This window comes from Paenibacillus sp. YAF4_2 (assembly GCF_052113225.1).
GTDB lineage: Bacteria > Bacillota > Bacilli > Paenibacillales > Paenibacillaceae > Pristimantibacillus.
The window spans coordinates 36604-56873 of the sequence record NZ_JBFRCT010000003.1; the positions used below are offsets into that span (position 1 = coordinate 36604).

Annotated in this window: 17 protein-coding genes; 13 read left to right on the forward strand and 4 right to left on the reverse strand. The window is 48.3% G+C overall.

Going from position 1 to position 20270, the window contains the following annotated elements; genetic code table 11:
* Window positions 1-102 precede the first annotated feature (102 nt).
* The 3 genes from AB4Y93_RS07690 to AB4Y93_RS07700 all read right to left on the reverse strand — a co-directional run bounded on the left by AB4Y93_RS07690 (window position 103) and on the right by AB4Y93_RS07700 (window position 3377).
* Window positions 103-297 carry a hypothetical protein gene (locus AB4Y93_RS07690; RefSeq protein WP_441890592.1) on the reverse strand — a complete coding sequence of 65 codons (195 nt, stop codon included), beginning with the start codon at window positions 295-297 and terminating at the stop codon, window positions 103-105.
* Between the two features lie 178 nt (window positions 298-475).
* Window positions 476-2239 (reverse strand): dihydroxyacetone kinase subunit DhaK, encoded by a 1764-nt coding sequence (gene dhaK, locus AB4Y93_RS07695; protein WP_441890594.1) that lies wholly within the window; start codon window positions 2237-2239, stop codon window positions 476-478.
* Window positions 2240-2243: 4 nt separating this feature from the next.
* Window positions 2244-3377, reverse strand: coding sequence for a glycerol dehydrogenase (locus AB4Y93_RS07700; protein ID WP_441890596.1), 1134 nt, complete (start codon window positions 3375-3377; stop codon window positions 2244-2246).
* Window positions 3378-3583: 206 nt separating this feature from the next.
* Here AB4Y93_RS07700 and AB4Y93_RS07705 point away from each other — a divergent pair, with 206 nt between their 5' ends.
* The 10 genes from AB4Y93_RS07705 (at window position 3584) to AB4Y93_RS07750 (ending at window position 15512) form a co-directional block, all read left to right on the forward strand.
* Window positions 3584-4603, forward strand: a complete 1020-nt coding sequence (locus tag AB4Y93_RS07705; protein ID WP_441890598.1) for a PocR ligand-binding domain-containing protein — start codon at window positions 3584-3586, stop codon at window positions 4601-4603.
* Window positions 4604-5153: 550 nt separating this feature from the next.
* Window positions 5154-5843 carry an SDR family oxidoreductase gene (locus AB4Y93_RS07710; protein ID WP_441890600.1) on the forward strand — a complete coding sequence of 230 codons (690 nt, stop codon included), beginning with the start codon at window positions 5154-5156 and terminating at the stop codon, window positions 5841-5843.
* Window positions 5844-5971: 128 nt separating this feature from the next.
* Window positions 5972-7123: a GntR family transcriptional regulator gene (locus AB4Y93_RS07715; protein WP_441890602.1), complete on the forward strand. Its 1152-nt coding sequence runs from the start codon at window positions 5972-5974 to the stop codon at window positions 7121-7123.
* Between the two features lie 277 nt (window positions 7124-7400).
* Window positions 7401-8696: a glycoside hydrolase family 125 protein gene (locus AB4Y93_RS07720; protein WP_441890604.1), complete on the forward strand. Its 1296-nt coding sequence runs from the start codon at window positions 7401-7403 to the stop codon at window positions 8694-8696.
* An 83-nt stretch (window positions 8697-8779) separates the two neighbouring features.
* Window positions 8780-10114 carry an ABC transporter substrate-binding protein gene (locus AB4Y93_RS07725; protein ID WP_441890606.1) on the forward strand — a complete coding sequence of 445 codons (1335 nt, stop codon included), beginning with the start codon at window positions 8780-8782 and terminating at the stop codon, window positions 10112-10114.
* Between the two features lie 183 nt (window positions 10115-10297).
* Window positions 10298-11185, forward strand: a complete 888-nt coding sequence (locus AB4Y93_RS07730) for a carbohydrate ABC transporter permease (RefSeq protein ID WP_441890608.1) — start codon at window positions 10298-10300, stop codon at window positions 11183-11185.
* Window positions 11186-11263: 78 nt separating this feature from the next.
* On the forward strand, window positions 11264-12187 hold the full coding sequence (locus AB4Y93_RS07735; protein WP_441890610.1) for a carbohydrate ABC transporter permease: 924 nt from the start codon (window positions 11264-11266) through the stop codon (window positions 12185-12187).
* Between the two features lie 14 nt (window positions 12188-12201).
* Entirely contained in the window at window positions 12202-13356 is a 1155-nt protein-coding gene (locus AB4Y93_RS07740; protein ID WP_441890612.1) for a glycoside hydrolase family 76 protein, read from the forward strand.
* Window positions 13357-13383: 27 nt separating this feature from the next.
* A complete protein-coding gene (locus AB4Y93_RS07745) occupies window positions 13384-14448 on the forward strand; it encodes a glycoside hydrolase family 76 protein (RefSeq protein WP_441890614.1) in 1065 nt (354 codons plus the stop codon).
* Window positions 14448-15512: a glycoside hydrolase family 76 protein gene (locus AB4Y93_RS07750; RefSeq protein ID WP_441890617.1), complete on the forward strand. Its 1065-nt coding sequence runs from the start codon at window positions 14448-14450 to the stop codon at window positions 15510-15512. The genes AB4Y93_RS07745 and AB4Y93_RS07750 overlap by 1 nt, the downstream gene beginning before the upstream one ends.
* On the opposite strand, the gene AB4Y93_RS07755 is transcribed toward AB4Y93_RS07750, so the two are convergent.
* Complete coding sequence (locus tag AB4Y93_RS07755; protein ID WP_441890619.1) at window positions 15505-16377, reverse strand: helix-turn-helix transcriptional regulator; 873 nt, start codon at window positions 16375-16377, stop codon at window positions 15505-15507. The two genes, AB4Y93_RS07750 and AB4Y93_RS07755, sit on opposite strands and share 8 nt — an antisense overlap.
* Before the next feature lie 185 nt (window positions 16378-16562).
* Here AB4Y93_RS07755 and AB4Y93_RS07760 point away from each other — a divergent pair, with 185 nt between their 5' ends.
* From AB4Y93_RS07760 to AB4Y93_RS07770, 3 genes are all read left to right on the forward strand, one after another.
* Window positions 16563-18455 carry a beta-L-arabinofuranosidase domain-containing protein gene (locus AB4Y93_RS07760; RefSeq protein WP_441890621.1) on the forward strand — a complete coding sequence of 631 codons (1893 nt, stop codon included), beginning with the start codon at window positions 16563-16565 and terminating at the stop codon, window positions 18453-18455.
* A gap of 5 nt (window positions 18456-18460) precedes the next feature.
* Entirely contained in the window at window positions 18461-19453 is a 993-nt protein-coding gene (locus AB4Y93_RS07765; RefSeq protein WP_441890623.1) for an aldose 1-epimerase, read from the forward strand.
* Window positions 19454-19747: 294 nt separating this feature from the next.
* On the forward strand, window positions 19748-20263 hold the full coding sequence (locus AB4Y93_RS07770) for a hypothetical protein (protein WP_441890625.1): 516 nt from the start codon (window positions 19748-19750) through the stop codon (window positions 20261-20263).
* Window positions 20264-20270: the final 7 nt, after the last annotated feature.

The following is a 20270-nucleotide window of genomic DNA, read 5'->3' on the forward strand; positions in this document are numbered from 1 at the left end:
ACCAAAGGCAGATGTTCTCCAATTGTCTAGGGCTTTCCATGGTCTCGTTTTAGTGTTCTTCCTAGTGGACGTTAGTTGAATGGCAGGGGTTCACCGTCTATTTTACTCTGAAATAGCGATTTCGCTTTGGCTTGGTTTTTTGCGAATGCTTACTAGTTCGAAAGCTTCTTTAGGAATCCCAAGTTCTTGGGCTTTGTTCTTCTTAATAACCATGGCCTGCTGTAAGCTGGTGGCTTGAAATTCAATTGTAGTGCCGGCTGGATCTTCGAATGAATAGTAGTTCTTCTTATTTGACATGAACTAAGCGCCTCTCCTTTACTCATATGATGCTGCACTTCGTTGTTATTCTCGCAATAAACTTAACTCATTATGCGCTTCTTATTTATTATGCTGACAGACATGTTTGTTTAATAAAACAGCAGCAGTTAGGTCTGTCCATGACTGCTGCTGTTTAGGTCCTAAAATCTAACAGTTATTACTTCAACACAACCGATAGTCCCGTGAAAATAACACCAAGTGCATAAGCGCCGGCATCAGGATAACCGATGCTGCGTTCGCCAACCGTGCCGGCGCGGCCCATACGGGCAACGATCGTCGCGGTTTGCTTGGCGCCTTGGACAGCAGCCTCAGCAGCTGCAATACCGGCAGCCTTCAGCTCTGTTCCAGCAACAGCAGCCGACTTCCAGCTTTCCGCATAAGGAATCAGCGCATCGATTAAAGTCTTATCGCCAACAACAGCACCGCGGCCAAACGATCTTTCTCCAGTCGCTTGAATACCCTTCACAACAGCGTCGAGCAGCACTGCAACCTCTGCGACCGAAAGCTCTGTTTTGCCTTCAGCATATTTGCCGCCTGCACGGAAAGCCGAGCCCCAGATTGGACCGGACGCGCCGCCGCAATGCTCCATAATGATGAGCGAGCAGGCATGCAGGAAGCTGCCGATATCGGCGGATTCACGAATGATTTCATTCCACTCCGATTTCAGCTGCTTGAAGCCTTTGGCTACACTCATGCCAAAGTCGCCGTCGCCGGCATGGGAATCCAGCTCGCAGAAAGGCACTTCATTCTCAATAATAATCTCGCTCATCTTATCAATGAGATAAATCATATTGTTAAGCGACAGCTTATTTCTCTCTACTACCGCAGACTCTTCGCTTGTCTCCACTCGGTAAGACACCGATTGGCCGACTTGTTCTAGCTCTTCTAGCGCCACATAAGACACAGGCTGGGAAGCATCTCCGCCGCGTACGAGGAAAGCAGATGTGTCGCATTCTGCATTCAGAAGCTGCTTCAGCTGCTCGTCCAGCTTCATAATGGAGAGTGATGCTCCAGCCATATCGATACTCGTCATGTAATTGCCGACAAACACTTTATTTACGGCAATACCTTTTGTATGCAATTCACGCATCACAGCGTTATTGAGCAGGTACAGCTCTTGAAGAGGGGTGCTGCCAAAGCCGTTAACAAGTACAGCAATCTCCTCTGCAGCATGGTCTTTCAAGTTCAAGCTTGCTAATAGTTCAGACACCATACGATTTGCCAGCTCGTCTGCGGAAATACGCTTTTCTCTACGGATACCTGGCTCACCATGGATGCCAACACCGTACTCCATTTCGTCCTCGCCAATCGAGAACGTTGGAGTGCCCTTGGCAGGAACTGTACAGGAGGTAAAAGCGAACCCAATGCTTCTGACATTAGCAATCGCATTTTCAGCTGCATACTTCACCTGTCCTAAAGTCATACCCGCTTCCGCTGCTGCACCTGCAATTTTATGAACGAGTACTGTCCCAGCAACGCCCCGACGACCAACCGTATACAGGCTGTCTTCAACTGCGATATCGTCATCCACTTTGACATAATCGACCCGGAGGCCATCTTCCGCAGCAAGGTTTGCAGCATTTTTGAAATTCATCATATCGCCGCTGTAGTTCTTAATAATAAGAAGCGTACCTTGTTCGCTGGCTGTAGACTTGATCGCTTGGTAAACCTGAATTTGAGATGGAGAAGCAAATACGTCGCCGCATACGGCTGCATCAAGCATACCTTTGCCAATAAACCCGGCATGAGCGGGTTCATGTCCGCTGCCGCCGCCGCTTATTAATGTCACTTTAGAAGTATTAATGTTCTGCTTTTTAATCACTTTATATTTAGAGACAAATTCCAAACCCGGGTGCGCCATAACAAAACCGTTGCACATTTCTCTTACTAGCGTCTCCGGTTGATTCATGATTTTTTTCATGTTTTTAGTTCCTTCCTTGTTTGAAAGCCTGGCCGAGCTGATCTGCTACAATGATCGCAGCTGCTACAGCTTCCTCCGTAATCGGGAATGGCATAGCATGAATCGATTCCTCTGGGATACAGGCCAGCTCAGCTACCTTAGCAAGCTCCTCCTCCGTCATACTGTTTACACCGATGTCAGCAAGACATACCGGGAGTCCAACAGATACGCAGAACTCGAGTACTTCATTCACTTCTTCCTTCGGCGCATTCTCAAGAACGAGCTGAGCAATTGTACTAAAAGCAACCTTCTCGCCATGGAAATAATGATGAGTACCTTCGAGTACAGTCAGGCCATTATGGATCGCATGTGCTGCTGCAAGTCCGCCGCTTTCGAATCCAAGACCGGACAACAGAATATTTGTTTCGATGATGTTCTCAAGAGCAGGCGTCACTTTGTTGCTGTCGCAAGCTGCTTTCGCCTGGAGTCCGTCTTCAAGCAGTGTTTCATAACACAACTTTGCAAGGGCAAATGCAGCTTTAGTGCCGCGGGCAATCGGTGCTGCACCAGCGTGTACGCCGTTTGGCAGGCCAGCATTCACTTTGGAGAAGGAGCGGGAAGTTGCTCTCGCTTCGAAATACGTCGATAACGCGTCACCCATRCCGGATACAAGGAAGCGGGTTGGAGCATTCGCAATAACGGTAGTGTCGATCATCACGACGCTTGGGCTTTGTTTGAAGTAAGCGTAATCCTCGAAAGCTCCTTCATTCGAATAAATAACAGCAGAATGGCTTGTTGGAGCATCAGTAGCGGCAATGGTTGGAACAATAATAAGCGCATCGCCTTCCGCTACACATTTCGCCGTATCAATCGCTTTTCCTCCGCCAAGACCAATTGTGCAGGAACAGTTTTTCTCACGAGCGAGGTCCTTGAGCCGCCCGATCTCATCACGGGAGCATTCTCCGCGGAAACCGCTTTCTACAAGCGTAATATTGAATTTATTTGAAGTGAAGTCCAGCTTGTCCTTTACACGTTTCACATCGTCTGGATGAGCAATAAGAAGGGCGGAATCACCGTACGTTTGAATAAAATACCCCAGGTTTAGAAGTTCGTTTTCACCTTGAACATATTTACTTGGACTAATAAATGCTTTTCTCATTATGAATGACCTCCTGGAAATGAATTGATTACTGCCATTATAAGCGTTTATGAAAGGGGATTCATTGTACGATAAGCGCAAATTTATGCATAATCTGATGGTGTTTTTTTGTGCAAAACGACCTGGAATTGTACTATTTTGTCATCAGTCCGCCTTCGAGTATAATAATGTTGTACACATTAGGCTGGACGTTTGGGGCGAACAAGATGAATTCACGATACGATTTGAAGAAAATTATGGATATAGATAAATGGCATAAGCTGCAGGACTCAATGTCGCTGGTCACGAGGATGGCCATTATTACAGTGGATTACAAAGGTGTCCCTGTATCGAAGCATAGCCAGTGCCAGGCATTCTGCTCAGCGGTGAGGGAGGATCCCGCTCTATCTTCCTATTGCCAGAAATGTGATGCGCGGGGCGGGCTTGAGGCGGTGCGGTCGAATAAGCCTTATATATATCAGTGCCATTTTCAAATACTTGATATCGCCATTCCAATTGTAGTCGATGATCAATATATTGGTGCCGTCATGGCGGGGCAGGTCAAGCTTCGTGATCCTGATGTGCCAATCGAGCAGATTGTAACGAGACCTCCCAATGTGGAGACGGATAAAAAGTTTAAAGCGCTAAGCGAGGAATATGAATCGCTGCCAGTCTTGTCCTTCGAAGAGGTTGAGAAGATTGCGGATATGCTGTTCCATCTATGCAACTATATCGTAGAGGAAGCGATTCGGAAGAGCGATATGCTTGAGATGTACCGTAATTCTATAACGCTGGAGCATCCGGCACATGCACCAGACTCCTCTTATGAGCATATACAAGCGCTGCAAAGCGAGCTGTCGAATACATTAATTGAAAAGAAGATCAAGAAGTCTTCTAATGTTTATCAGGCAGGTAATTCGCTCTTACAACCTGCTTTTGACCATATATTCCGGCATAAGCACGAGAATGTGGACTTAAAGGATATGGCCGCCTTGTGCCATGTCAGTCCAAGTTATTTCAGCCGGATCTTTACGAAGGAGACAGGGGAGAACTTTTCGGTGTTTGTCCCTCATCTAAAGATTGGCTGGGCGAAGGAGCTGCTAGAGACAACGGAGCTGGCTGTTAATCAGATCAGCGACGAGCTGGGCTTCGCTGATGCAGGTTATTTTATAAAGACGTTTAGGAAATTCGAGAACCTTACACCTGCTGCCTATCGGAAAATCTATCGGAATAATCGAGAACTTTAGTAAAAAAATTAACTATACTAGCGCGATTGACATAAACTTTTTCACGCCCATATAATTTGAGAAACCGGTTACGTAACCGGAGACACTACTTTAGCGGGAATGAGAGGGATGTTACGCCATACGTTGGATTTTCTCCAGTAAAGTAGAGCTTAGTGCTGTCACTTAGCCTGATTATGTTGGATTCCATCCAACATAATCAGGCTAATTGAATAGTTACTGTCTGATATGAGCTCATTATGCTGTATGGAATCCAACATAGCCGAGCAAGTAAGAGTAGCAGCCGGGATTCTACTGTAATAAATCCAACATAGTATTGGGCGGGCGCGTCAGCGGCGTTTCTTTTTTCATACTTGTCGTGATTTTCTAGTTTTATATTGAACAATCTCTCCCAGATGTTATCATTAATTGACATAAGAGGCTTGGACGAATATCAGACAGCTGATAACGACAGTCCGTTATGAAAGCGATCTCAATATCTCAGGTTGTGCAAATACGGAGGGGATAGGATGGCGGATCAACAAATGGCAATCATAAGGGAGGAGCTGGAACAATGAATATACTTATTACGGGTGCCAATCGGGGACTTGGTTATGAAATGGCAATTGAGGCGCTTGAGCGCGGCCATCATGTAATAGCTGGAGCAAGGCAGACAAGCCAAAAGCTGGCGGGTTTACAAGAGAAGTATGTTGAGCAGCTTGAGACTGTACAACTCGATGTTACGGATGAGGCTGGACTGGCTGTTCTAGCGGCTTCTCTGAAGGAGCAAGGAAGGACGTTAGGTGCCATTATTAACAACGCAGCGATTCTAGCAGCGCGGAATACACCAATCGAAGAGCTTGATATGAACGAGGTTCTGCAGTCTTTTGATATTAATCTGTTTGGACCGATGCGAGTTGTGAAGCATTTCCTTCCTCTCTTAACGGAGCCGGGCGCAGCCATTATGAATATTTCCTCTGAAGCGGGCAGCATCACGAATGCTTATCCGGGCGATTATCCGTATGGGATAACGAAGACAGCATTAAATATGTTCACTCAACAGCTGCTTTCCGCTGTGAGGGAGCGGGGAATTCAAGTAGTGAGTGTGCATCCGGGATGGATGAAGACAGACATGGGCGGGGAGCAGGCTCCTACTGATCCACGGCAAAGCTCGAAGGGCATTCTCGATATGCTCGAGGGCCGGATTGTACCTCAAGGCAAGTTCAACTTTGTGGATTATACAGGTAAGGAAATGCCAATCTAACCGATACATTTTCTCTTTCTCCGCTTCTGAGGTTGATATGTCAATTCAACTTGGCAAATAACATATATCATGATATATTATTATATATATTGAACACTTGTCAGGTGGAAGACGGGGGAACGAACAGGATGAATGAATCATCGAAACCGATGTATGAGCGTATATTTGAAGCTCTCCGCGAAGACATTCGTGAGAAGAAATATGAACCGGGCGACCGTGTTCCTTCCGAGAAGGAGCTAGGCGACGAATATAATGTCAGCCGGATCACAAGCAAGAAGGCGCTTGAGCTGCTGGCCACTGAAGGGTATATAGTGAGGCAGCCGGGCCGAGGCTCGTTCGTATCCGATCAGCCAACGCCGCAGGCGAAGCAGTCCGCCGCCGCAAGCATTCCGGCTCAAAAGACGCGTAAAGAAGACGGCAGACTGCTGATCGGCCTTGTCATTACGGACTTTGCGGACAGCTATGGCAATGGATTGATCTATGGCATGGAGGAGGCATCGCGCCAGCATAACTGTTATCTGGTCCTTCGGCGGACGTTTGGTAATCCGGCTCTCGAAGAGGAAGCTATTAAGGGGCTGCTGGAGCTTGGGGTAGATGGCCTCATTATTTTCCCTGCGCAGGGCGAATATTTTAATGCGGAGATCTTGAAACTGGTCATCAATCAGTTTCCATTTGTGCTTGTCGACCGCCATTTGAAAGGCATTTCGGCGAGTTCAATTGCAACAGACAATGTAGGCGCGGCGAAGGATGGTACAGACCATCTGTTCGAGCTTGGGCACAAATCAATTGCCTTTCTTACCCCTCCGCCGGTTGATACAACCGCGATTGAGGAGCGGATCGAAGGGTTTATTCAGGCCCATGCGGAGAAAGGTATTGTTGTGGACCGTGAGATCTGGATGGAGAATATTACGTCTACGCTCCCGAAGCATAATACAGAAGAGAATAAGCAGATGGATATTCAGAAGATTATTGACCATCTGATCAAGCATCCGCAGATTACAGCGCTGTTTGCGACTGAATATAATATCGGGCAGATTGCTTATCAAGCGGTGCGGCAGATGGGCAAGTCTGTACCTGAGGACTATTCAATCGTCTGCTTTGACTGTCCCGAGACGAACGGACGATATCCATTCACTCACCTTAGTCAGAACCAGCATGAGATGGGGCGTGTTGCTTTCGAGAACGTGCTCAAGCTTTGGGGTGGACAATCCGTACCAAATAAAATCCTGCTGGATGCTTCGCTCGTCATCAGCGACTCGACAGGTCAGGCTAAACAATAAGGCATGATTAAGGCGACAACAGCCTCCATTCTTGGAGGCTGTTTTTTGTTGAGTCCAGGCAGTGATTTTGTCGAGGTATGGCGGAAGGGAACTCAAGTTTCCAGATGAGGGGCTTTTTTTGTGTGCCATAAGTCCTGCGTAAATAGTATAAAAGATTGGTATAAACAATATAAAAAAATACATATTGACATACCATATGCATGCCAATATAATAGCAATATCAAATGAAAGCGTTTTACAAATCATTGATTAACGGCAACAAGGAGGAAGGAATAGCATGGCTCAATCGACAGAAATCCCTGTATCCCTCACAAAACTGGTGGATCGTATAAAGGATAAATTACCGGACCACCCCAATTGGGCCGCAATATTCGAGAAGGCGATCCATAATACACTGCAGACAACTATTCAGCGGATGCCAGATGGTACGACATTTGTTATAACAGGTGATATACCAGCTATGTGGCTTCGTGATTCGGCGGCTCAGCTTCGTCCGTTTCTGGTGCTGGCATCTGAGGATGCCGAGCTGGCTGATCTAATTGAAGGTCTGGTCCGTAGACAAATGGCCTCGGTGCTCATTGATCCGTATGCGAATGCCTTCAACAACGGACCAACGGGGAAAGGTCATCAGGATGACCTGACAGATACAGGCCCTTCCATCTGGGAACGCAAGTACGAAATTGATTCGCTTTGTTATCCGCTCCAGCTCAGCTACCTGCTGTGGAAGAATACCGGCCGCACCTCGCAATTTGATGAGACGTTCAGGCAGGCGGCAGATGCAATTCTGAATCTATGGACAACGGAGCAAAATCACGAGACCGCTTCACCTTATAGGTTCCAGCGCTTTAACTGTGCACCAACGGATACGCTTCTCCGTGAGGGGAAAGGGACAGAGACTGGCTATACCGGTATGACATGGAGCGGCTTCCGCCCAAGTGACGATGCTTGTACATACGGCTATCTCATTCCAGCGAATATGTTTGCGGTTGTTGTGTTGAACTATTTGAAGGAAATTGCGGAAGAAGTGCTTGGCGACCAAGAGCTTGCAGCTCGTGCGGCTAAGCTTGGCGGGGAAATTGATCAAGGTATTCAAACTTACGGCATTACCGAGCATCCGCAATTCGGAAAAATTTACGCTTATGAAACAGATGGACTTGGCCATTACAACTTTATGGATGATGCGAATGTCCCAAGCCTCTTATCGATTCCATATCTAGGCTATACCTCGCAGGAGGATCCGATCTACCGCAATACGCGAAGTTTTATCTTGAGCAGCAGCAATCCTTATTATTTCGCAGGCGAAGCAGCAGCCGGAATCGGCAGTCCGCATACGCCTGACCAATACATCTGGCATATTGCGCTGGCGATGCAGGGTTTAACGACGGAGGATCGTTCCGAGAAGGAAAGACTGCTTACTCTCATGGAGGCAACAACTGCCGGAACTGGCTTCATGCATGAAGGTTTCCATGTGGATGACCCGTATCAGTTCAGCCGTCCATGGTTCTCCTGGGCGAACATGATGTTCAGCGAGCTTCTTCTCGATTATTGCGGGATTAAAGTGCAGACGAAATAACAGCGATTTCATAGAGAGACCTGCTAATAAATGCAGCTTTCTTTTGAAATAGATAGGGTAACTAAAAAAGGGAGGCATGAAAAGTGAAAAAATGGATCACGATGATGGCCTTGGTCACAGTTGTAGCAACAGCTGGCTGCGCAAACACATCTACAAGCAGCAACGGTAACAGCAATACGAATGCAAACAGCGGGACAAATGAGAAAGCGGATAACGCATCTGGGAATTCTGGCGGCGGCAAAGCAGTAGATCTGACGTTCTGGGGTGACTGGGCTGGTGACGGCCAGAAGCAATTCGAGACGATGGTTGATGCCTTTAATAAGTCGCAGGATAAAATCCATGTCAAATATGTGCTGCAGCAGGACTTGATTACGAAGTTCCTGACAGCTGCTACATCCGGCGGCGCACCGGACGTTCTGCTCTGGGATAGATGGCGTACACCACTCTATGCTCCGAAAAATGTCCTTCACCCGATCGATGAATTTATGACAACGGACGGCTTAAATAAGGATGATTTCTACGGAGAAGCACTGAAGGAATTGACCAATGGCGACAAGCTTTACGGCCTCCCTTTAACGGTAGATGCCCGGGCGCTCTTCTATAATAAAAAGCTTCTGGCTGATGCAGGTGTAACGACACCTCCTACGACATGGGATGAGCTCGAGCAGGCGGCAATTAAGACAACGAAGTGGAATGGAAGCAAGCTAGAAGTGTCGGGCTTCTCCCTTGGTGATAACGGCCTCTTTAATATGTATCTTCAGCAAGCAGGCGCTCAAATGCTGACTGACGACGGCAAAACAAACTTCAACAATGAAAAGGGTCTGGCGGTGCTTAATTTCTGGGACCGCATGCTGAATCAGGATAAAGTGTATAAGGTCGGCTTCGAGCAAGGTCTTGGCGAAGGGACAGATGCCTTCGCGACTGGCAAGGTTGCTATGACTTATAACGGTCCATGGATGCTCAGCACTTATAAGAAATATGGTAAAGATCTGGACTTTGGAGTTGTTCCTCCTCCGGCAGGACCAAATGGAGACAAGGGCGGCGTGATGGGTGGCTTTGGCCTTGTTATTCCGGAAGCCTCGAAGAATCAGGAAGCAGCATGGGAGTTCATCAAATGGTGGACGGCTAACAAAGACAATGCACTGATGTGGGCGAAAACAAGCCTTAACATCCCAGGCTACAAACCGGCGCTGGAAGATCCGTTCTTCCAAAATGATCCGCTCTATAAGCCATTCCTCGATACGCTTGAATTCGCAAAAGTTCGCCCGGCTCACCCTGGCTATTCCGTCATGGAGACCGAAGCACTTATTCCGAACCTGCAGTTGTTCCAGCAGAAGAAGCAAAATGCAGAGGAAACTCTGAAGAAAGCGCAGCAGCGGGGAGATCAGCAGCTCGCAGACAACGAAGACGTAAAATAATATCGCAGCCTTACAGCTTATAGAAGAGGGATAGAGGGAGGGAGACCTCCCTTTATCACTTTTCAAAATATAAGAAAGTATCAATTTATTCTATACTGCGCTTATATTTTCACCCGCGAAACGAATGCTCCTCATAAGGAGGGTGCAGCCGTTTACGCTTGCACAAGGAAAGGAGAAGTGCTGATGTCTTCAATGGGTAAGCTGAACCAACATCAGGCCCGCATGGCCTATCTGTTTGTTACACCAACGATGCTGCTGTTTATCGCTTTTACCGTTATACCAGTCATCATGGCGCTCTACTTAAGCTTTACGAATTATGATGTGGTCAGCCGGATGGAATTTGTTAAACTCGATAACTACAAAAAGATGCTTGAAGATGATTTGTATTGGACGACGTTTAAAAATGTATTCTTCTACGCGGTAATCTTCGTACCGCTCAACATCATTATTTCCTTATTGCTTGCCATGCTCCTTAACTTCAAGCGGTTTGGCGTTAAGCTGTTCCGCACAATGAACTATCTTCCGACACTGACTTCTTCCGTTGCGGCTGCGACGGTGTGGATATGGCTGCTTCATCCGGAGTTTGGTCTTGTTAATAATCTTCTAAGTTATGTTGGTATTACAGGTCCGGCTTGGCTCGCTCAGACGGAGACGGCAATGTTATCTATTATTATGGTGACCTTATGGCAGTCGGTAGGTTCTAATATGGTCATCTATATTGCCGGCCTGCAAGGTGTACCAGACTATTTGTATGAATCCGCTAAACTTGATGGTGCGACCGCTTTTAATCGTTTCCGCTACATTACATGGCCGCAGCTCCGGCCGACAACCTTCCTTGTCAGCACGATGGCGATTATCGGGGCGCTTCAGATGTTTGACCAGGCTTTTGTTCTGACGCAAGGTGGTCCGGGCAACGTGACCAAGACGCCGGTATACCTGATTTATAATCAGGGCTTCAACCAGCTCAAGATGGGTTACGCTTCCGCACAAGCCTTTGTGCTCGCAGTAGCGATCCTGATCTTTTCTTTCATTAACATGCGCATTAATAAATCTGAAGAGCCCATTGTGTGATAATGCTTACGAGGTATGAATAATCACAACTAGCTTTAAAACAGCTATGGATGATCATTCATTTTAGGAGGACTTCATATGGCACAGCCAATTGTTACATCAGTTTCAACGCCTACACCTAAGCTGCCTTCTCAGGCCTTGAAAAAGGTGCTGGTTACCGTCTTGTTTTACGTAGTCGCGGTGGGCATAGCAATAGCCATGTTTTTACCATTTTTCTGGAGTCTGATTACATCATTCAAACCAAGTAATGAAATCTTCGAGGTACCTATCAAATGGATTCCGTCAAAGCTTACTCTTGAGCATTATAGATCGGCATTTACGACGGTTCCCTTTGCCGGCTATTTCGCTAACTCGTTTATCCTGGCTACGGCAGGTGTATTGTGTAACCTGTTCTTTGGTTCAATCAGTGGTTACGCTTTTGCAAAGCTGAACTTCAAGCTAAATAAGCCATTGTTCCGCATTCTGCTTGCTGCAATGATGATCCCGGGTATCGTTACGATGATCCCGAGTTTCTATGTACTGAAGCATTTTCCGCTTATTGGCGGCAATGACATTCTCGGAGCCGGAGGCAACGGCTTCCTGAACTCGTTCTGGGGGATTATCCTGCCAGGTGCATCAGGTTCCTTCGCGGTCTTCTTCATGCGTCAGTTCTTCTTGACCTTGCCTTCCGACATGATGGAGATGGCGCGGATCGAGGGCGCTGGAGAGTTCCGTATCTTCTGGAACATCTACCTGCCGCTGACTAAGCCGGCACTTGCAACACTTGCGATCTTCACCTTCCAAGGAGGCTGGAATAACTTCCTCTGGCCGATGATCATCCTGAACGATCCGGCGAAAGCAACGATTCAGATGGGGCTACAGGCCTTCTCGTATAACCATCAGACCGACTTTGGACCCATGATGGCCGGAGCGCTGATCGCGATTTTACCAATTCTCATCTTGTTCCTCCTTCTTCAGAAGTATTTCGTGCAAGGCATTGCCTTTACGGGGACTAAAGGGTAAGCGGGGGATTCGAATTGAAACAAAAGAAGCTGATAGCCGGCTTGGCCGTGCTGCTCATTCTTGCGGCGGCCGTTATCTGGCAACAGACGCGTAACAACGAGACAACTGCCCCCTCTACCTTATGGCAGGAGCGGGCGGAAGAAGCGCAGCTTGAACTCTCGAGCTCGTTCTGGGACGAGAAACGTGGACTCTTTAGTAATGCGGCACCATGTATTGCGCAGCTGTGCTCTGACCCGTTCAATTACTGGTGGCTGGCTCATGCCGTAGATGTATTAACAGATGGTTACGAGCGTACCGGTGATGAACGGTATACCGAGCAGCTCGTCAAGCTGTATCAGGGACTACTCGACCGTAATGCCGGCGTAATGATTAACGATTATTACGATGATATGGAATGGATGGCACTTGCCTGGCTAAGAGCCTATGATGCGACCAAGGATGATCGGTATAAGCAGGCATCGCTTGAACTGTGGGAGGAAATTAAAGGCGGCTGGAATGAGGAGATAGGCGGCGGCATCGCATGGCGCAAAGAGCAAATCGATTATAAGAATACGCCGGCGAATGCGCCAGCTGCGATTTTGGCGGCGCGTCTCTATGAACATTTTCAGAACGAGGAAGATCTGGACTGGGCTAAGAAGATTTACAACTGGCAAAAGCAGACGCTCGTTGATCCGGATACCGGGCTCGTATGGGACGGCATTAACCGGACTGGCGATGGCAATATCGATAAGGACTGGCAATTCACGTACGGCCAAGGTGTGTATATCGGAGCCGGCGTAGAGCTATACCACGCGACAGAAGATAAGGCTTATCTGGAGGATGCCCGCCAAACGGCAGCTAATCTGAAGGACATATTCCTATCTCCTGCAACCGGCATGCTTCCTTCGGAAGGTGAAGGGGACGGTGGCTTGTTCAAAGGTGTATTAGTTCGTTATGTAGGAGAGCTGATTGCTGCTGAACCGGATGGTCCGGAGCAGAAGGAACTGATTGGCATACTTGAGACAAACGCAGACAGCTTATGGCAGTACGGCAAAGCGGAGGATAAAGCGGTATTCAGCAATTCATGGGTACAGACGCCAGATGCCGTGGTGCAGTTAAGTACGGAATTAAGCGGTATTATGCTGCTCGAGCAGATGGCCGTATTAGAGAAAAATGGACAATTACATTAGGCAGTAGATATGGGGAGAGTGAGAACTATGATGTGGGCAGCACGGGCGGAAGAAGCGCAGCAGGCATTGGAGCAATTATATTGGAATCCCTCGATTAACATGTATGACATCGAGATCCCATGCCCGGATGGTGCTTGTAATACGATTTTTCATTATTGGTGGATGGCGCATGCCGTAGACGCCTTGGCAGATGGTCTGAACCGGACGGGCAGCGCAGCTTATCGAGAGCGACTGGCTGCTTTTTACGAAGGGATCCTGCAGCGTAACGACGGCGCTTGGCCAAATGAGCTGTATGACGATATGGAATGGATGGCGATTGCTTGGCTCAGGGCTTATCAGGCAACCGGAGTAGAGAAGTATAAGGCGGCGGCCCTCCTATTGTGGGATGATATCCAGACCGGATGGAATGATCATGTGGATGGAGGAATTGCTTGGCAGAAATCTCAGCTGGATTATAAGAACACTCCTGCGAATGCACCAGCTGCTATTCTGGCAGCACGGCTATATCAAGAGTTCGGCAGGGAAGAAGATCTGGCCTGGGCAAGCAACATTTATAACTGGCTGAAGGCTAAGCTCGTTAATCCGGAGACCGGCTTTGTCTGGGATGGCATGAACCGTACCGGAGACGGCTCGATCGATAAGGACTGGAAATTTACGTACTGCCAAGGTGTCTTTATTGGCGCAGGCGTGGAATTGTACCGGATTACAGGTGACGCAGGTTATTTGCAGGATGCTGAACGTACGGCACAGGCAGCTCGCGATGAACTGCTCAGTGACGGGTTATGGCCTGATGAAGGTAATGGGGACGGCGGTTTGTTTAAGGGGATACTCGTCCGTTATTTGGGAGAGCTGGCCGCCGTATCTGCGAATCGGGAGGAGCTTGCAGCTTTGCTGGAGCATCAAGGGCAGATGCTATGGCAAAATGGCATAGATGCTTCACGTAAAGTGTTCAGCACCTCTTGGGCCATTCAGCCTGAGGAACGCGTCACGCTCAGCACGCAGCTTAGCGGCATTATGCTGCTGGAGCAGCTGGCAACGTTGGAACAGCGCGGCTTGATCATCACGGAACAGACAGAGGAGGTACGCAAGTAATGACCGTACAAGTTAAAGCGGAATGGGAACAACGCGCGGCAATTGCGCAGGAGGACTTCAAGCGACTGTTCTGGAATGAAGATCGCGAAGTGATGGATCAAGTGGTGCCATGTAACGGTACCTGTAATGATCATTGGATTTATTGGTGGCATGCGCATGTTATAGATGTGCTGGTCGATGCTCTTGAGAGAACAGAAGCAAGCGAAGATGAAGTGCTGCTGGAGCGGGCGTTCCGTGGCGCGAAGAAGTGGAACGGCGATACACTGCTGCATAACTACTATGACGATATGGAATGGATGGCATTAGCGCTGCTGCGTGCCTATCATAAGACAGGGAAATCGTTTTATAAGGAAGGCGTTCTTGAGCTTTGGGAAGATATCAAGACAGCCTGGAACGACAATATGGGCGGCGGTATGGCGTGGAAAAAGGATCAGCTGGATTACAAGAATACGCCTGCTAATGCTCCTGCTTCTATTCTGGCTGCACGAATCTATCAAATGGACCGCCGGGAAGAAGATTTGGAATGGGCGCAGCGGATCTATCAATTCAATAAGGAACGCCTTGTTGATCCGGCGATCGGATTTGTCTGGGACGGCATGAACCGTCTGGGCGACGGCCAGATTGATTACGACTGGAAGTATAYGTATTGCCAAGGCGTCTTTCTTGGCGCCGGCATCGAGCTGTTCAACTGTACGGGAGATGAAAGCTATCTCGTTGATGCGCAAAGAACTGCAGCAGCAACCGTTCGGGAGCTTGTAGATCCAGACACGGGTATGCTGCCGCGTGAGGGTAATGATGATTGTGGTTTGTTCAAAGGGATTCTTATCCGTTATTTAGTGAATCTCATTCACATTCAGCCAGATTTATCACTGCCATGGATCAATCTGATCCAGCATAATGCGGTCTCCTTATGGGAGCAGGGCCGTTCAGAGGCCGGCTTGTTCAGCTTATCCTGGGCAGGAGAGCCGGAACCGGAGGTCCAGCTCAGCGGCCAGCTTAGTGGAGTTATGCTGCTTGAGGCGATGGCGGAGCTGGAGAGAACGGGCTTCCTGGACCCTAAGTAGAAGACGAGAGCTGCCGGTACTGCATCCGGAACTGCTTTGGGGTCTTGCCGGTACGCTTGTGAAAACAGCGGACGAAATACGGGAAGGAACCAAAGCCAGTCTCCTCCGCAATAGTTCCAACAGGCACATTCGTATGAATAAGCAGCCGTTTCGCCTGTTCAATCCGGAATTGGGTCACATAATCGAGTGGTGTGCAGCCAAACGTTCTTTTCATGCATAAGGCAATATAGTTCGGATGAAAATGCAGCTCCTCTGCCATCCGCTTATAACTGAGCGGGTCGCGGTAAACTTTACGCAAGTAGAGAGCGGCCTCCTCAGCAAGCTGAAGATGAGAGTTTTGTGCCGCTTCTTCCTTACTATCCTCCTGAAGCCGGAGCAGAATAGCATGGAACTGCTGCTGCTCCTGCCAGCGGGTGTTGCCGGAGGGGTTCTCATACAGCTGAAGAAGCCCATGGAATTGTTCTTCTGTGAGCCCAAGGCTTTGTACGGAACCTGATCGCGGCATATAGAAGGAGAAGTATTCAATTGGGGAATACAGATGCTCTTGCTCAGGCGGCAAGGGCTCTTTTTCATAGGGCTCGTGATGCCATTGTCCGGTCGTCTGGAAGTGCAGCCAATAGAAATGTGTTTCTTCCCTGCAAGGGGAGACGGTGCGATGCTCTAAATCCGGGCGGAGGATGCCAAAGTGTCCGGCTGGCAGGGTGAGCTCATGCTCGCCTTCAGCCAGATATAGACAGCCGCTTGTCACAAACAGGAGGTCAAATACACCAATGCTGCTGCGGTCGGGATGTTTTCTGCCGATGCTGTAGGTATCTTGGCCAATTTGGATGAAGTGGGGCATAGGCGGACATTCAAAATGAAACATTATTGTTCTCCTTATATCACGGAATTATGGTTCCAGTATAAGTAAATACAAGAGATTCGTAAATAAGCGGATTCTCCCTATTATGTTGTAATCGGATAAATAGTGGTTGCGATTGTCTATCCATCGGCAGACGGCTCTAGTGGTATATTCGAAGGAGTTGCAACAGAAAGGGAGGGAATCTAGCGATGAAGAGTGCATTTGAGGCACTGCCGCTTGGCAGTATTCAGGCGGAAGGGTGGCTGTACAATCAGCTTCGGATTCAGGCAGATGGATTAACGGGGCATCTGGAGGAGCATTGGGCAGATGTAGGTCCTGATAATGGCTGGATTGGCGGGAACGGTGAAAGCTGGGAGCGTGGTCCGTATTATTTGGACGGATTGCTGCCGCTTGCTTATATCTTAAACGACGAGAAGCTGATCGCTAAGGCGGGCCGCTGGGTCGAGTGGGCACTGAACAGTCAGCAGGAGAACGGTATGTTTGGGCCGGCACGGATTGAAACTGTGAATAACGATATAGACAAGGAGCAGGACTGGTGGCACTACATGATCATGCTCAAGGTGATGATGCAGTATGAAGAAGCGACTAGTGATTCCCGGGTTATTCCTTTCCTGACGAAATTCACTAATTATGTGTCCGGACAGATCGAACAGCATCCTTTGCGTGGATGGGCCAAAGCCCGTGGAGCGGAGCTGTTGCTCTGCCTCGTCTGGCTGTATAAGCGGACCAAGAAAGAAGAGCTGCTGAAGCTCGCATCTATTGTGAAGGAACAGACAACGGATTGGACCGATATTTTTTACGATTTCCCGTTCTGGCGGAAGGTAGAGCAGTGGGATTGGAGAACACATGTGGTGAATGTGGCCATGGGACTTAAAACTCCCGGAGTCCTCTATGAACTGACGGAGGACAGCCAAGAGCTGGAAGCGGTGTACCGCGGGATTGATAGTCTGATGAATTACCACGGGCAAGCACATGGTATGTTCTCTGGCGATGAATGGCTGTCGGGAACAGACCCAAGCCAAGGCGTTGAATTATGCGCGGTCGTTGAATATATGTACACACTTGAGCAGTTGACGAGGATTTCCGGAGACGGCAAGTTTGCGGATGTGCTGGAAAAGGTGGCCTTTAACGCGCTGCCTGCTGCTATTTCGGCAGACTGGACTTCCCATCAATACGATCAGCAGGTGAATCAGATTATTTGTAATGTTGCACCACGCGCTTGGAGCAACGGTCCTTATGCTAATGTGTTTGGCCTGGAGCCGAATTTCGGCTGCTGTACAGCGAATATGCATCAGGGCTGGCCTAAGCTGGTCTCGCATTTATGGATGCAGGACAATGAAGGCGGACTAGCAGCGGTGTCATACGCTCCTTGTCTCGTTCGTACAACGGTTGCAGGAGACGTAAAGGCTGAGCTTCGTGTATCGGGAGAGTACCCTTTCCGGGAGCGGGTGAAAATCGATATCCAACTGGACCGTTCTGCGAACTTCTCTATGCAGCTGCGAATTCCAGAATGGTGCAGTTCCCCAACTATTATGGTGAATGGAGAAGAAATTACAGTTGCCATCAAGCAAGGATATGCTACAATTGACCGCGAATGGCGCACTGGTGATCGTGTGGAGCTTACACTGCCGATGGAAGCGAAAACGGTATCACGTAATCTGTTTGCCGTGAGTGTGGAACGTGGCCCTCTCGTTTATGCTCTTCCTCTGGAGGAGAACTGGCAGCTGCTGCGGAAACGCGAGCGGTTCCATGACTATGAGCTGTATCCAGCTTCGCCATGGAAATACGGCTTGCTTGCGGATACCGAGTTCAAGGTAGTCGTGAATGAAGGGGACCTGCCTTATCAGCCGTTCTTGGCTATGGATTCTCCTATTAAGCTGGAGGCGCAAGGCAAGCTGGTGCCGGATTGGCGGATGGAAGGCAATAACGCGGGAACCCCGCCACTTGCTCCAGCTACAGATGATCAGCCAGTAGTAGATCTCGAGCTTGTACCGTATGGCGGAGCCAAGCTGCGAATCGGGGAATTCCCGCTGATTGGCGAACGAAAGACATTTAGAATGAACAGCAGAGGAGAAGGATGAGGACGATGAATCAAGCTAATGAAGGATTGTTTAATGGCGAACGCGCGATCTGGCTGCGTTCAGGGCGATATGAAGCGGCGCTGCTTCCGGAGATTGGCGGCAATCTGATCGCATTCCGGGATGTAGAAGCGGAGCACCGTTTTCTGCATGAGCCAACGATGGATGAGATGGAGAGCTTCAAGGCAAGACCGATGATCCACGGTATTCCTGTGCTTTTCCCGCCGAATCGTTATGAGGATGGCAAATTCCCTTGGGCTGGGAAGACGCTTCAGTTCCCTGTGAATGAGCCTGCAACGGGCAATCATCTGCATGGTTTTCTCTATCAAACGCCATGGCAGGTAGATGACTATGGTTCTACGAAAACGGAAAGCTATGTAGTCGTATCCGTTCAAGTGGATGAGCAGCATCCTTCCTATGAAAGCTTCCCGTTCAACTATACGATCCAGCTTCGTTACTCATTAAGCGGGAACGGTCTGCTTCAGCAGGTTACGGTCCGTAATGACGGGCAATCGGATATGCCATGCCTGCTTGCTTTCCATACCTCGGTGAATGCACCATTCGTGCAGGGAGGACAAGCTCAGGATTACCGCATTCATATGACAATTGGCGAGCGCTGGGAACTGGATAAGCGGATGCTTCCTACTAAGGAGTATCAGCCGCTGAAGGAAGAAGAACTCCAAATGCAAGGCGAAGGCGTGTACCCGTTCTTCGAGGCGATGGATAATCATTACACATCTCGTTCGCAGAACGGACGTAACCGGATGGAGCTTACGGATACAAAAGCAAATATTAAGCTTGTCTACGATGTAGGAACCTCCTACAAGCAGTGGATGATCTGGAACAATAACGCAACAGAAGGCTTCTTCTGTCCGGAGCCTCAGATCAATCTGGTGAACGCTCCTAATGTGGATCTGCCGGCAGATGAGATCGGCCTCCTGAGCCTGGCTCCTGGGGAGATCTTTGAGGAATCCAGCAGACTTTATGTGATCAAAGGCTAGTCTTATATATCGAAGTGGACTGTCCCATGAGCCGTTGGCTTATGAGACAGTTTTTTTTTGTATGCCTTTCTGTCGTACACCAACATAATTGGAACTTAATAGGAGGGTTATGCGTTACTATGTTAAGTACTAGGTTTGCTAACGAATCCTCATATCGCTATTGTCCGTAAAAGCGCCATGTTTTGCTTCTAATCAACTAAATAACGATATGAGGATTCGTTATAATTGTAAAGCTGCTAGTTTTTGATAAATAAGAATCTGACGATTCGTTAGCGGACGGAAGGTTTGAATGGAGTGCTGATCTACAATACTAGCGAGAAAAAGGAAGTGGTTTTGCTGAGAAGCCTTTTTACTATATTGTTCATATCACTTTTTACCGCACTCTCTATGACAGGCTGCATGGATCCCTATCAGATAATACACAAGGACAGCCCCGCAATTATATACGGTGATAAATTTAATCAAGAGACTAGGCTTACTCTGGACGGGCATTATGATAAGCGGAATTATAGTTTCAAAGGTACACTAACGTTAGGAGACAATAAGCTCGAAAATGTTATAATCACGAACGGATTCAGTTTAAGATTTTACGAAGGCGCAACACGAACTTCTATAGGTCAGGGGTTTTTTGATCATAAAAGTTTAAAATTATCCTTTGAGGTAACAGACCCTGTGATTTATAAGCTTATAACTTCAGAAAGCTATGATGGCGCATCTGAACTGGTTGTCAGCTCTCCTGCCTGTACTTTAGAAGAGGCGAAACGAGTTACTGAAGAGCTGAGACGAATGAAAGCTCCATATGAAAAATAAAAAGGGC